Source organism: Microcoleus asticus IPMA8, from assembly GCF_013179805.1.
In the GTDB taxonomy this organism is placed as follows: Bacteria; Cyanobacteriota; Cyanobacteriia; order Cyanobacteriales; family Microcoleaceae; genus Microcoleus; species Microcoleus asticus.
On the sequence record NZ_SRRZ01000172.1, the window covers coordinates 1 to 12,766 of the forward strand.

At 47.6% G+C, this 12,766-nt stretch carries 13 protein-coding genes; 10 read left to right on the forward strand and 3 right to left on the reverse strand.

Annotated features, from left to right (window positions below):
* The first annotated feature begins 506 nt into the window (after positions 1-506).
* Both E5S67_RS28970 and E5S67_RS28975 read left to right on the forward strand, forming a co-directional pair.
* A complete protein-coding gene (locus E5S67_RS28970; RefSeq protein WP_172192507.1) occupies positions 507-779 on the forward strand; it encodes a UPF0367 protein family in 273 nt (90 codons plus the stop codon).
* Between the two features lie 23 nt (positions 780-802).
* On the forward strand, positions 803-1,474 hold the full coding sequence (locus E5S67_RS28975; RefSeq protein ID WP_281363590.1) for an energy-coupling factor ABC transporter ATP-binding protein: 672 nt from the start codon (positions 803-805) through the stop codon (positions 1,472-1,474).
* Positions 1,475-1,599: 125 nt separating this feature from the next.
* Here the strand turns inward: E5S67_RS28975 and E5S67_RS28980 are convergent, their stop codons facing one another.
* Entirely contained in the window at positions 1,600-2,391 is a 792-nt protein-coding gene (locus tag E5S67_RS28980) for a DUF4058 family protein (RefSeq protein WP_172192511.1), read from the reverse strand.
* Positions 2,392-2,628: 237 nt separating this feature from the next.
* On the reverse strand, positions 2,629-2,871 hold the full coding sequence (locus E5S67_RS28985) for a hypothetical protein (protein ID WP_172192513.1): 243 nt from the start codon (positions 2,869-2,871) through the stop codon (positions 2,629-2,631).
* 129 nt (positions 2,872-3,000) lie between these two features.
* On the opposite strand from E5S67_RS28985, the gene E5S67_RS28990 reads away from it, so the two are divergent.
* The 3 genes from E5S67_RS28990 to E5S67_RS29000 all read left to right on the forward strand — a co-directional run bounded on the left by E5S67_RS28990 (position 3,001) and on the right by E5S67_RS29000 (position 6,101).
* A complete protein-coding gene (locus E5S67_RS28990; RefSeq protein WP_172192515.1) occupies positions 3,001-3,213 on the forward strand; it encodes a helix-turn-helix domain-containing protein in 213 nt (70 codons plus the stop codon).
* Between the two features lie 120 nt (positions 3,214-3,333).
* Positions 3,334-3,825, forward strand: coding sequence for a hypothetical protein (locus E5S67_RS28995; RefSeq protein WP_172192517.1), 492 nt, complete (start codon positions 3,334-3,336; stop codon positions 3,823-3,825).
* A gap of 104 nt (positions 3,826-3,929) precedes the next feature.
* Positions 3,930-6,101 (forward strand): tetratricopeptide repeat protein, encoded by a 2,172-nt coding sequence (locus E5S67_RS29000; protein WP_172192518.1) that lies wholly within the window; start codon positions 3,930-3,932, stop codon positions 6,099-6,101.
* A 291-nt stretch (positions 6,102-6,392) separates the two neighbouring features.
* Here the strand turns inward: E5S67_RS29000 and E5S67_RS29005 are convergent, their stop codons facing one another.
* Positions 6,393-7,901 carry a UbiD family decarboxylase gene (locus E5S67_RS29005; protein ID WP_172192520.1) on the reverse strand — a complete coding sequence of 503 codons (1,509 nt, stop codon included), beginning with the start codon at positions 7,899-7,901 and terminating at the stop codon, positions 6,393-6,395.
* Positions 7,902-7,921: 20 nt separating this feature from the next.
* On the opposite strand from E5S67_RS29005, the gene E5S67_RS34235 reads away from it, so the two are divergent.
* The 5 genes from E5S67_RS34235 (at position 7,922) to pstB (ending at position 12,503) form a co-directional block, all read left to right on the forward strand.
* On the forward strand, positions 7,922-8,050 hold the full coding sequence (locus tag E5S67_RS34235) for a hypothetical protein (RefSeq protein ID WP_281363591.1): 129 nt from the start codon (positions 7,922-7,924) through the stop codon (positions 8,048-8,050).
* Between the two features lie 185 nt (positions 8,051-8,235).
* Complete coding sequence (gene pstS, locus E5S67_RS29010) at positions 8,236-9,264, forward strand: phosphate ABC transporter substrate-binding protein PstS (RefSeq protein WP_172192522.1); 1,029 nt, start codon at positions 8,236-8,238, stop codon at positions 9,262-9,264.
* Positions 9,265-9,462: 198 nt separating this feature from the next.
* Entirely contained in the window at positions 9,463-10,464 is a 1,002-nt protein-coding gene (gene pstC / locus E5S67_RS29015; protein WP_172192524.1) for a phosphate ABC transporter permease subunit PstC, read from the forward strand.
* 150 nt (positions 10,465-10,614) lie between these two features.
* Positions 10,615-11,595: a phosphate ABC transporter permease PstA gene (pstA, locus tag E5S67_RS29020; protein ID WP_172192526.1), complete on the forward strand. Its 981-nt coding sequence runs from the start codon at positions 10,615-10,617 to the stop codon at positions 11,593-11,595.
* A gap of 56 nt (positions 11,596-11,651) precedes the next feature.
* On the forward strand, positions 11,652-12,503 hold the full coding sequence (gene pstB / locus E5S67_RS29025) for a phosphate ABC transporter ATP-binding protein PstB (protein WP_216670784.1): 852 nt from the start codon (positions 11,652-11,654) through the stop codon (positions 12,501-12,503).
* Positions 12,504-12,766 lie beyond the last annotated feature (263 nt).

The following is a 12,766-nucleotide window of genomic DNA, read 5'->3' on the forward strand; positions in this document are numbered from 1 at the left end:
TACGAAGACGAAGCGATCGCGTTTGAGCCAGTCGTCGAGTACATCAAAGATGCCTCTTTCGGTCTGGGCGCGTCCGACTGCGATTGTCATTACGCAAATCTCCAAATGGATATAATTACAGCGGATCTTTCTCTAGTCATTAGTCTCCAACCGTTGCCTCTGCTTACCAGAAAACAAGTTGGATTATGAACAGAGTTTACTTTTCTTTACCGTATTGACGATTATAGAGGTAATTCTTTACAAGAGCAAGTTTTTCTTAAAAAAATTTCGGCTCTTGACTTGTCCGAAGTCCCCGAAGTCCCCGAAGCCCTCGAAGTCCCTGAAGTCCTTGCCCTGCATTTGGGAACTTCTACTATATAGGAGTCTCTGCGCTTTGCGTCAGAAGCCCCGTGGCTTGGTAGATGTATCGCCCTCAACCTCTGATTTTTCTAAGAAACTGGGTTTCCGTGGGTAAGTCCTATATATATACTGAGGATAGAGCTCCAAACTTAGGTTTTTAAGACTATATGTTCAGCATTGACATCATTGTGAAAAATACGCCCGTCTCGCTGTCGGTGCAGCGGAAGTTGGAGGAGGACGCTGAGACTGTTTACCAGCAGGTACTGGCGGCGATTCGCAACTCCCAACCGCAAGTTTTGGAACTAACTTGCGAGAAAAATCCTGAGAAAAAGGTGGCTGTCGTCAGCAGCGAGATTTCTGGGGTGGTGGTTTCTCAGAAATCGGGGGCGTCATCTACAGGCAGATCCCCGGGTTTTGTCTCGCTGTCGGCAGCAGAATGAGGGCTGGGGGTGTTGGTGCCGAGATGAGCCAGTCAGCCGTTGCTGTGCGGGATTTGGGTTTTTGCTGGCCGTCGGGCGATCGAGTGTTGCAAGGTTGCTCTCTGGATGTACCCAAGGGCGAGTTTTGGATGCTTTTGGGTACTAACGGCAGCGGCAAGTCTACGCTGTTGAGGCTGATGGCTGGGCTGCTGCACCCCCAGTCGGGGGAAATTGACTTGGGTGGGCGAGTGGGTTTTGTGTTCCAAAACCCGGATCACCAACTGGTGATGCCGACTGTGGGTGCGGATGTGGCTTTTGGTTTGGTGGAGGAAAAGCTTTCTAACGTTCAGGTGCGGGAGAGGGTGGCGGAGGCTTTGGAGGCTGTGAATTTGCTGGATTTGCAGCGGCGGCCGATTTATGCTTTGAGTGGGGGCCAGAAGCAGCGAATTGCTCTTGCTGGGGCGATCGCCCGTCACTGCGAAATTCTCCTGTTGGACGAACCGACGGCTTTGTTAGATCCTGATTCTCAGTTGGATTTGGTGGCGGCGGTGCAGCGGTTGGTGAAAAATCGCGGGATTACGGCTTTGTGGGTGACTCACCGTTTGGATGAGTTGAATTATTGTGATGGGGCTTTTTTGTTGGAAAAGGGCCAAGTGGTCGATCGGGGAGATCCGGCGCGTTTGAAGCAGCGGTTGATGCAAAGTCAAGATGTTTAGCCCTCAAGCAATTTAAGAATTAAGTCACTCGGCGATTGAAATCGCTGCATAGAGTGAAACGAAGTCTGCCTCCGCAGACTAAGAAATAAATAGGGTATTTAACCAGAATTTGGCTCCAGCCCAAATTAATCTCGCAATCCTCGATCGCGCAACCAAGCATCTGCCCAAATTGTATCGGCTTCTGATAGCGCTGGTATGACTTCCCAGTTGCGATAATCTATCTTCAGGTCGTAACTTGCTATGTCGTAAATTTGAGTGAATAATTCCTGCAAGTTTATGACAGGTTCAGTATCGCCAGATCGCAGCGGTAAAGGAAAGGCAGGAATCGGGTTTTGCAGGTTAAAAGCATACAAATCCGCTCGGGGACGGCGATTTCCCCGACATACTAAAACGCTATAGTGACTATCAATATTGTTTTCAAGAATTGGCATTTTTCGACCGCGCCGCAATAAATCTATTTCTATTAAATGAGTGCGACTACTTAAAACTTCTTCTCGCTTTTCCTCATACATTTGTCGCCCTTTGCCTGTTCGCTTATTCGTAGGCGAGAGAATTTCAATTACTGTTATCAATTCTTTTTCCCCCCTTTCTCTAATTTCTAAATAAGCTTCTCGAAGCGTGTAAGGTATGGGAAGAGTTACTGTGAATGGTTGTGTAAGCGGTGCTGCCACCGCTACGTTTGATGCTGTTGTTACTGTTGCAGTTTGTGGCTGCATTACAGTTACGTCGGGAATGCCAATGACTGATAAATCGTCGTCAGCCGTTTCATAGATTCTCACTTCCAGCGACACTAAATACTTAGGACGCAGTTGGGGAGATAAAAACCTGAAAATTTCACTAATCAGCAAGTTATGCATCCCAGGCCAGAGTTCGGGATGCTCTAAATACGGGTCCATACCGGGAAAGGGAGATGGCATTGATTTGACTCCTTGACTCAAGTCTATTTATAGTTTAGCAATACTTTTCTGGCGCGAATGGCTTGCCAACAGATTTTAGGGCATAGCTTCGCTTGTGGCAGATGATGACTGAAGGCTCGATCGACCTTTTGCAATAATAGGTTCGATCGCACATCTTGCACTTATTGCCATGTTCCGTCGGGGGTTTAAACTCCTGCCGGAATATGGCAACAAATGCAAGATATTAATTCGATCGCATTAACTTTCGATCGACAATTGCATCGGAATTGGAACGCTGTTTTCATCTAAGACAGACAGCGCATTTACGAAAACAATTGTATGCGGGACTGCGGGCATTAAGCGGCGCAGTGCTTTGAGGTAAGATTCGGCATCGGGGCGGCGGCTGAAACGAGCGACTGTTAACCGCTGACAGTTGGGGAGGTGGCGAATTATGCACCAAGGTTGAAGTCGATCGCGATATGTCGGTTGTTTTGGTATCATAGGAAAATCCTTCCCACTTTTGTGGGTGGTGAATGAAAGGCGATCGCTCTAGATTTCTCAGGTCCGAGGGCGATCGCTATTAATTGTATATTCATTAAATTACGAGTAGTCGTAATTGTCAAGGGCGGAATGGGACGAATTAGACTGCGAGTTCGAGAACTTGCTCAAGAGAAGGGTTGGACTCTTAGGGAAGTCTCCAACAGAACGGGTATTCCATACACTACGATCGCCACCTATGCCAGTTCTCCAGGTATGGCAACTGTTGACTACACGGCTTTGGACAAGATGGCTCGTGCGTTCGATATTGCGATCGAAGATTTAGTCGAGATTTTGGAACAGTAAACTGATTGTGCGTAAAGGACGGCTCTTGCGTTAGCACTTTTTACACGATACTTGCGTATATTGGAATTTTCCGGCTGTAGACTATAGTCAGGAGTTGTTCAGTCTGCCGGAGTTATATTAATGCCGATCGATCGCCTGTCTGACATGGAAGGGAACTTGGAAGATCTGAAAGAGCAATTAGTGGGCAAGGTAAAGGCTCTAAATTTAGCACCGCAAGAAGAAAAGATCCGAATTAAACAGCAAATCCGAGAGCTACGCAAGGAGATTCGGGAGCAGGAAGAGGAGGATTGGCAGGTTCTCGCTCAGCAAACGAAAACGGTGGAAATTCCCGAACAGGAAGCTGAGATTATTGTTGCCGAGATTGTCGAAGAAGTTGGGCAAATTGAAGTGCAGGGACAGTATCCCGATGAGGTAATTCAGATTTTGCAGGAGATTCGGGACAGGCTAAACCAACCGGGACCGACAGCAGCCGCGAAACTTAAAGGCGTGATCTCAACTAATTTCCCGTTCCTGGGAATTTCCTACGAGGCTGAAGTGGATACAGAGGAGTTATTCAACCAGCATTTCCCAACGTTCAACAGGTTAATTAAGGCATTAGCAAAAAAGCCCTAGACCTGGAGCGAAAAACACCGAATCCAGGTTTCACAAGTTTTTACCAACTATACGATATTCCCTCCGAACTCGGTTCCAAAAACTTTGTCGGACGGGATGAGGAAATGCAGCAGTTGCACGGATTGTTGCAGGATGGAAGCCGCGTTGCCATTGCCGCTGCGTCGGGAATGGGCGGCATCGGCAAGACAGAATTGGTATGGCAGTATGCAACTTTTCACCGCGAACAGAACACCTATTCAGCGGGGATTTGGTGGCTGTTTGTCCGGGACAACGATTTAGCGCCCCAGGTGTTGCAGAAAGCGCTGCGAATGGGAATTCAGCCGCCGGATACTCTCGACAATCTGGAGGAACGGTTGCAGTTTTGCTACGAAGAGTGGGCAAAACAAACCTCTGGCAATGCTCTGCTGGTATTGGATGATGTCAACGATTACCGCAGGGTGGAGCGGTTGCTGCCTAGAAATCCCCGCTTTAAAGTGTTGCTGACAGCGCGACAAATTGTGCCCCCGCCTGTGGGGTGTTTGCCGTTAAAAGTGTTGAAACCAGAGGCGGCGCTAAACTTGCTGCGGCTGACGGCAGGGGATTTGCCGGGAAACCGACTGGGTTTAAATATTGATGCCCAGCTTGAAGATGCTCAAGCACTTTGTCAGTGGTTGGATTATTTGCCTTTGGGCATCGAACTGGTGGGGCGCTATTTGCGACGCAAGCGGGCGCTGTCCTTGGCAACAGTGCTGCAACGGTTGCAGAGTCAGCGATTGGAGGCGCGGGCATTGCAGGAGGCGGAAGCTGGGATGACGGCTAGGCGCGGAGTGGCGGCAGCTTTTGAGTTGAGTTGGGCGGAGTTGAAACCTCCCGCGCGGACGCTGGGGTGTCTGCTGAGCGTGTTTGCTCTGGCTCCGATTCCTTGGGAGTTGGTAGCCGAGTGTTTGCCGGATTGGGATGAGGAGGAGATGGAGGATTGTCGGGATTACGAACTGCTGGAACAGAGTTTGCTGTCGCTGGTGGAGGATGAAACCTCTGATCCAGCTCAATCTGGGCTGGTGCAGCCACGCTATCAACTTCATGCTTTGATTCGGGAGTTTTTTGCGGCCAAATTGCAGGGACACGCCGATGCTGAGAATTTGCGGAGAAGTTTTGCGGCGGTGCTGACAGCGGTGGCGAAGACGATTCCGCAGACTGTGACGCTGGAGGTGCAGGAACGGGTGAAGGAGGCGTTGCCTCATTTGGATGTGGTGGCGGAGCAATGGTCACATCTGCTGGAAGATAGTGATGCTGTGTGGTCTTTCACGGTTTTGGGGCTGATTGCTAAGGGACAGAGTTTGTGGGCAGAGGCAGAAAAGTGGTTCAAAGCTTGCCTCCAGATGACAGAGAAACGTTGCGGAGCCGAACATTCCCTTACGGCAAAGAGTTTGAACAATCTGGCATTGCTGTACGATGCAATGGGACGCTACCCAGAGGCGGAACCCTTGTATGTGCGATCGCTCTCTATTTACGAGCAGCAGCTCGGAGCCGACCATCCCGATACAGCTCTGAGTTTGAACAATCTGGCAGCCCTGTACTATGCAATGGGTCGCTACGCGGAAGCGGAACCTTTGTATGTGCGATCGTTCTCGATTTACGAGCAGCAGCTAGGAGGCGATCATCCCAATACGGCTACGACTTTGAGCAATCAGGCAGAGCTATACCGTGCGATGGGACGCTACCCAGAAGCGGAACCCTTGTATGTACGCTCGCTCGCCATCAGGGAGCAGCAGCTCGGAGCGGAACATCCCGATACAGCTCTGAGTTTGAACAATCAGGCATTGCTGTACCATGCAATGGGTCGCTACCCGGAGGCGGAACCCTTGTATGTGCGAGCGATCGCGATCAGAGAGCAAAAGCTCGGAGCAGAAGATCCCTATACGGCAACGAGTTTGAACAATCTGGCACAACTATACAGTGCAATGGGACGTTACCAGGAGGCGGAACCCTTGTCTATTCGATCGCTCTCTATCCATGAGCAACAGCTCGGAGCCGACCATCTCCATACGGCAAGTAGTTTGAACAATCTGGCAGCGCTGTATTGTGCAATGGGACGCTACCCGGAAGCAGAACCCCTGTATGTGCGATCATTAGAAATTTTGTTTAACCGATTGGGGAAGAATCATCCCAACACCCAAAGAGTTTGTAGGAATTTCATTAATTTTCTCCAGAAGGCGATATCAGCGGGTCAAGAGTCGCAACTGTCGCAGCATCCAACAACGCAAGCAATGCTTCAGCAACTTCGGGAGACGGAGTAGCTGTTGCTGCTAGAGCGATTATTGCCAACTTCCTACAAAACTTACGCATGGGGTCCAGAAACCGGGTTTTTTCCATAATACTTCGTTACAGCTTGCAGATAAGGCAAAAAACCCGGTTTCTTTGACGAAGCGCATAAGTCTCGATCGCATTAAAAAGAGGTAAGTTGTGATTTTTCGTTGGGTGGGGGCGGGTTTTTGAGATTGTCTATCTGTGTCATAAAGGGTTGGAAAAACCCGCCCCCACAGGTCGATCGAGGATGTGCGATATCTCAGATTTTACGGTTAATTCCCCTACTTCATCTCATATCCAAACAAATTCGGATCGACTTCACCCAAATTCAAATCAGCCAAACCATACTCAGCCCAACGCCGATCGACCATCGCGGCCACATCCGGATCGGACTCCAAAACTTCACCCCATTCGTGATCGGTTTCCGGCGGCATCTTCGTAGTAGCATCAATCCCCATTCTGCCTCCCAAACCAATCTTTTCACTGGCAAAATCTAACGTATCAAAAGGCGTATTCGGCAGAATAAATACATCCCGAACCGGATCGACTTTAGAACTAATTGCCCAAACTACTTGACGCGGGTCGCGAATGTTGATACTTTTATCGACAACAATCACAAACTTAGTGTAAGTAAACTGCGGTAATGCACTCCAAAATGCTAAAGCAGCCCTGCGCGCTTGACCGGGATATGCTTTATCAATCGAGATAATTGCGGCTTTATAACTCAGGGCTTCCATCGGTAAGAAGAAATCGACAATTTCCGATACTTGCTGCCGCAAAATAGGGGTATAAATACGGTTAAGCGCGATCGCCATCATTGCTTCTTCTTTCGGCGGCCGCCCGCTAAATGTCGTCAGATAAATCGGGTCTTTGCGGTGCGTCATGCAGTGGAACCGCACCAACGGCGAATCTTCCACGCCGCCGTAATAACCCATGTGATCGCCGAAGGGCCCGTCGGGCAGAACTTCCCCCGGCGTAATCGTTCCTTCTAACACAATTTCCGAGTCCGCCGGTACTTCCAAATCTACGGTTTTGCACTTCGCCAATTGCACGCCGGAACCGCCGTAAAGTCCCGCAAATAACCATTCCGATAAATCTACAGGAATTGGGGTTGCTGCGGCGAGAATAATCAGGGGATCGACTCCCAGGGCGATCGCAATTTCCAACTTTTTACCAGCCTGCGCCGCTTTCCGTAAGTGTCGCGCCCCGCCCCGCACCGATAACCAGTGTACAGTCATCGTGTTTTTTGACTGCAACTGCAACCGATAAACCCCCACATTCGGAGTGCCCGTTTCGCAATCTTTGGTAATTACCAAACCCAGGGTGATAATTTTGCCCGCATCTCCCGAATAAGGGCGAATCATCGGGATTTTGTTCAAATCCACCCCTTCTCCCTCAAATACCACTTGCTGACAAGCTGGGAAAAAGTTGCGGCCGGGTTTGGCTTTCACTACGTCAAACAGCACTTTGCCGAATTCTATCGCTTGGGAAATCTTTTTCGGCGGTTTTGGCTGTTGCAGCATTCCCAGTTTTTTGCCGAGCTCTTCTAGTTCGATCGGCTTTTCCATGTTCATCGCCCAGCAAACGCGCTCTTCCGTACCCAACAGGTTAATGGCGACGGGGAAATCTGCCCCTTTGACGTTTTCAAACAGCAATCCAGGGCCGCCTTTTTGCAGCATTTGGTTGGAAATTTCGGCAATTTCGAGGTCGGAATCGACTAAGGCGCTAATCCGGCGCAGTTGTCCCCGTTCTTCGAGCAGTTTTAGGAATCCCCGCAAGTCTCTTGCCATTGTTGTTAAAGAAATGTTAAGTGTCCCTACTATTATGCGGCGATCGGGGGATGGAGTGCGGGGTGGGAGCGATCGGGCGATCGCTAAATAAATTTCTATTGTTATCGTTAGTCTATGAGTTGGTATTTCTCAGATTCATCAAAAATTGACTTTAGCTAATTTTTATTAGCAATACTCTTAACCATAATTTAAACAAAGCTTATTCTAATATTATTTAATCTACTATTAACCAAAATTTAAAACAAGCTTATTCTATTAAATCTCTTTCCTTGGGGGTTTCAGTCTATCCTATGGAGGAGATTTGCAAAGTCGGCTATTAAGGGAGAGGAGGAATATGAATTTTTTCACAGGACGTTGGCGACGTAGTTTTATAGTGATACTAGCAGCAGCAGCATTTTCGCTGACTTTGATTAGTTCCGCTGTAGCTGCTGTAACCCTAAATGGTTCGGGAGCAACTTTCCCTAAACCTCTTTACGATCGCTACTTCTCTCAGATGAGAAGTGCAAATCAAATTACTGTAAACTACGAAGGAACCGGCAGCGGTGCTGGCATCAAAGCATTAATTACAGGCACTGTTGATTTCGCAGGCAGCGACGCGCTGATGACTGCTGCACAAATAGCCGAAGTAAAGCGCGGCGTCATGGCGATTCCGACTGCTGGCGGTGCTGTTGCAGTTGTTTATAACTTGCCCGGAGTGACCAATCTGAGGCTAAATAAGGATGCCATGAACGGCATCTTTGAAGGCAAGATTACTCGCTGGAATGATGCGAAAATAGCCGGAATTTCTGGACAAGCTAAAAACTTGCCAAATACTCCCATTCGAGTAGCTGTACGCGCAGATAGCAGCGGTACAACCTTTATTTTTGCTAACCACTTGCAGGCAACTGGTAGCAGCATCAAAGCTGCCGCGCAACCGAAGTGGCCCGGAAGCCCTGTCAGCGGTCAAGGAAACCCCGGCGTAGCTGCTTTGGTGAAGAATACAGCGGGTGCGATCGGCTACGTTCAAGATACTTATGCTCGGCAAAACAATCTCCAAACAGCATTTATTCAAAATAAAGCTGGCCGATTTGTAGATCCTAGCTTGGCTGAAGCAGAGAAAGCTTTAGCAGGGGAAACATTCCCCGCAGATTTCCGCTTAGTAGAAGGCAATCCTAACGACGGTTATCCGATTGTTGGTTTGACTTGGCTGTTAATCTACAAACAGTATCCTGCTGCGAAAGCAGAGGCTATTAAAAAGATGGTTAATTGGGTGATGACTACAGGTCAAGGTATCAACAAACAGCTAGAGTATACTACAATTCCTTCAGCTACAGCTCAAAAGGTGGTTCAAACAGTTAATCAGACTGTGGTTGCCAGAGGTTAATTTGGGCGATCGCACAGGGTTAGGAGTTTACGAGTTAAATGTAGGACTCAAAACTCAGAAATTATCAAGTTAATGTGCGCTAGATTTACTGTGTAAGGTGCGCTGTGCGCACCCTACAAACCAGGTGCGCAGCGCGCACCCAGCCCATTAAATTACTCGTCTTGCAAGCAAATATTTCACTTTTTACGCGATTCCGGTATGACCAATATTTCAAAAAAAACGAAAAAACAGACTCGGCAACCGGCAGAAATAAACACAGAAGTAGATTTAACAGATACTACTGGTGAAGGTTTATGGATGGAGTCAGGATTTACACTATTTGTATGGGGTTTTGCCTTAGCGACAGCGGGTACGCTGTTTTGGATGAGTGCGGTAATTTTTAAAGATGCTTGGCCAGCTATTAGCGAATTTGGACTCTCATTCTTGTGGAATCCCAAGTGGGATATCGGCGAGTTGCAGTTTGGGGCTTTGCCGTTTATTTACGGTACTGTAATTAGTTCTGCGATCGGCATAATCATCGCACTTCCTTTAGGGCTGTCAGTAGCTATAGTTACTAGCGAGAACTTCTTACCCGTTTGGGTGCGATCGCCCTTGGGATTCATGGTTGAATTAATCTCGGCTATTCCCAGCGTGATAGTTGGCCTGTGGGGAATCTTTGTTTTGATTCCCTTTTTGTTGCCATTGCAGCAGTCATTGTTCGATAATTTCAGTTGGTTTCCCCTGTTCAGCAGCGAACCTTTAGGCCCCGGAATGCTGCCGGCTGGAATACTGTTATCAATTATGATTTTGCCAACAGTAGCTGCCATCAGCCGCGATGTATTGATGTCAGTTCCCGTAGATTTGCGCAGTGCTTCCATGTCCCTCGGTGCCACCCGCTGGGAAACGATATTCAAGCTGTTATTGCCAGCAGCTAGTTCGGGGATTATCGGGGCTACAATCTTGGCTTTGGGACGCGCTTTAGGCGAAACAATGGCCGTCACAATGGTGATTGGCAACTCGATTCAAATTAACCAATCCCTGCTAGCTCCCAGCTACTCAATTCCTGCTGTTTTGGCGAGTCAATTTCGGGAAGCTCTCGAACCGCTGCACATCGGCGCTTTGATGTATTTAGCCCTAATTTTATTTGCGATCACTTTGTTGGTAAATGCGATCGCAGTATTGCTAGTTCAGCTAATCGGCGTCAAGGGATCTAAAAATTAACACGCTCGAAAGTAATTGGTAACAAGCCATTTTATGTATTCTTTCCCCGGCTCAGGACGGAGAAAGAGAAAAGTGTAACATCCTGAGAACAAACTTGCGGATAAATCCGCAGAATCAATCTAAAATCTAAAATCTAAAATCTAAAATTGCATGACTCAAGTAAAAAAATCAAACAGTATTCTGGATGCAGAAATCAACAATCCCCTGTCGCTAAGCCGAAAATTTTTCAGCCGGGGGATGACAGTTATCGCTTTCGCTCTGACAGCTCTCGCCCTGCTCCCTTTGTTTGCTATCTTATACAAAATCCTGGGAGAAGGACTCACACATTTGAGCTGGGAAGTGCTAGTGTCTCTACCAGCACCCGTTGGAGTTGAAGACCAGCCCAACGGCTTTGCCAATGCGATTCTTGGGACAGCTTTAATGGTAGGAATTGCTACGTTATTTAGTGTTCCAATCGGCGTAATGACGGGAATATTTCTGTCTGAGTTTGGTAGAGACAACAAAGCGCTGGCTAATAGCATCCGCTTTATCACCGTCATTCTCAGCAGCGTTCCCTCGATCGTAGTTGGCGTCTTTTCCTATGCCCTAATTGTCATTACCACCAAAGCATTTTCATCCTTAGCAGGCGGTTTTGCCCTTGGCATCATCATGCTTCCAGTTGTTGCTCTGACAACAGAACAAGCATTAAAATTAGTGCCTACTTCTTACCGCCTCGCTTCTGCTGCTTTGGGAGGCGGACGCTTTCAAACGATGTTTCGCACGATCGTACCCTCAGCACTTCCAACTATTACCACAGGTATTTTACTAGCTGCTTCCCGGGCCGCCGGCGAAACCGCACCGCTGATTGTAACAGCGTTGTCGAGTCAATTTTGGCCTCCTTTAGTTGATAAGTTGGGCGAGATAATGCAGTCCCCCATAGGTGAAGAAACTATCTCAAAACTCAAAGAAATTCCCGAGACATTGCTGACTCCTACTCCTTCTATGTCAGTATTAATATATAGCTACGCCAGCTCTCCCTACAAAGAGCAGAACGAATTGGCGTGGACTGCTGCCTCTGTGCTTTTGGGCATGGTTTTGATTGCTAGCGTCGCATCCCGTACAGTAACTCGGAAACGCTTTCAAAAGCGATAAATCAATAACTAAAGTCCATCTATCAGTCCAATATTAACAATATAACCAAGCAAATAATGAAACCTAAAGCTAACTTGAAGGCCGAAAACTCTACAGAGAAATTTCTAGAAAATGCCACGCCGGAAATTGACCCCAATGCAATGCCAGCACTGCGGGTGCAGGACTTGAGTTTTTATTACGGAACTTACAAAGTCTTAGAAAATTTATCGATGAATATCCCTCACCCGCAAATTACCGCGATTATTGGCCCTTCAGGTTGCGGCAAATCTACCTTTCTCAAAGCTCTCAACCGGATTGGTGAATTGGAGGGAAAGGTTAAAATTAAAGGAAGAGTAGAGTTTTTTGGACAGGATATTTACAGCCCGAAAGTAAACATTAATAGTTTGCGTCGCCAAATTGGGATGGTGTTTCAAAGACCGAATCCTTTTCCGCTGAGCATCTACGATAATATTGCTTACGGGGTGAGGATTTTTGGTCGCAAAAGCAAAGCAGAATTAGATGAAATTGTGGAATCTGCACTTAAAAGTGCGGCGCTTTGGAATGAAGTCAAAGACGATTTGAAGAAATCGGCTCAGGGGATTTCGGGGGGACAGCAGCAGCGACTTTGTATTGCTCGCGCTTTGGCTGTGAAGCCGAAAATTTTGCTAATGGATGAACCTTGTTCTGCTCTAGATCCGATTTCAACGATGAAGATTGAGGAGTTATTTCAGACTCTGCGGCAGCAGTTGACTGTTGTGATTGTGACCCACAATATGCAGCAGGCGGCTCGGGTTTCTGATTACACGGCATTTTTTAATACTGATGAAAGTCGCATCGGCCGCCTAGTTGAATTTGGGCCGACAAGTAAGATTTTTACTTCTGCGGGCAATTCGAGTACGAGAGATTACATTCAAGGCCGTTTCGGTTAATACTTACATCTTGAACCTCTTTCAGAACAGGCAAGATGCCTGTTCCACAACAGACAAATATTTTTGTGGAGCAGGCATCTTGCCTGCTATAGTTATGTCTTCAGAACAGGCAAGATGCCTGTTCCACAACAGACAAATATTTTTGTGGAGCAGGCATCTTGCCTGCTATAGTTCAATACGGTTCAGTTAAGGGCTATGCAGTGCTTGAAACAATAAATATAGGAGTATTCATTATGATTCCAGTACCTCTGTGTTTAACTTGT

What these genes read in the sequence shown, in the direction of transcription:
- E5S67_RS28970 (WP_172192507.1), top strand. Translation starts at nt 507, where the DNA reads ATGTTCAGCATTGACATCATTGTGAAAAATACGCCCGTCTCGCTGTCG.
- E5S67_RS28975 (WP_281363590.1), top strand. Translation starts at nt 803, where the DNA reads ATGAGCCAGTCAGCCGTTGCTGTGCGGGATTTGGGTTTTTGCTGGCCG.
- E5S67_RS28980 (WP_172192511.1), bottom strand. Translation starts at nt 2,391, where the DNA reads ATGCCATCTCCCTTTCCCGGTATGGACCCGTATTTAGAGCATCCCGAA.
- E5S67_RS28985 (WP_172192513.1), bottom strand. Translation starts at nt 2,871, where the DNA reads ATGATACCAAAACAACCGACATATCGCGATCGACTTCAACCTTGGTGC.
- E5S67_RS28990 (WP_172192515.1), top strand. Translation starts at nt 3,001, where the DNA reads ATGGGACGAATTAGACTGCGAGTTCGAGAACTTGCTCAAGAGAAGGGT.
- E5S67_RS28995 (WP_172192517.1), top strand. Translation starts at nt 3,334, where the DNA reads ATGCCGATCGATCGCCTGTCTGACATGGAAGGGAACTTGGAAGATCTG.
- E5S67_RS29000 (WP_172192518.1), top strand. Translation starts at nt 3,930, where the DNA reads ATGCAGCAGTTGCACGGATTGTTGCAGGATGGAAGCCGCGTTGCCATT.
- E5S67_RS29005 (WP_172192520.1), bottom strand. Translation starts at nt 7,901, where the DNA reads ATGGCAAGAGACTTGCGGGGATTCCTAAAACTGCTCGAAGAACGGGGA.
- pstS (WP_172192522.1), top strand. Translation starts at nt 8,236, where the DNA reads ATGAATTTTTTCACAGGACGTTGGCGACGTAGTTTTATAGTGATACTA.
- pstC (WP_172192524.1), top strand. Translation starts at nt 9,463, where the DNA reads ATGACCAATATTTCAAAAAAAACGAAAAAACAGACTCGGCAACCGGCA.
- pstA (WP_172192526.1), top strand. Translation starts at nt 10,615, where the DNA reads ATGACTCAAGTAAAAAAATCAAACAGTATTCTGGATGCAGAAATCAAC.
- pstB (WP_216670784.1), top strand. Translation starts at nt 11,652, where the DNA reads ATGAAACCTAAAGCTAACTTGAAGGCCGAAAACTCTACAGAGAAATTT.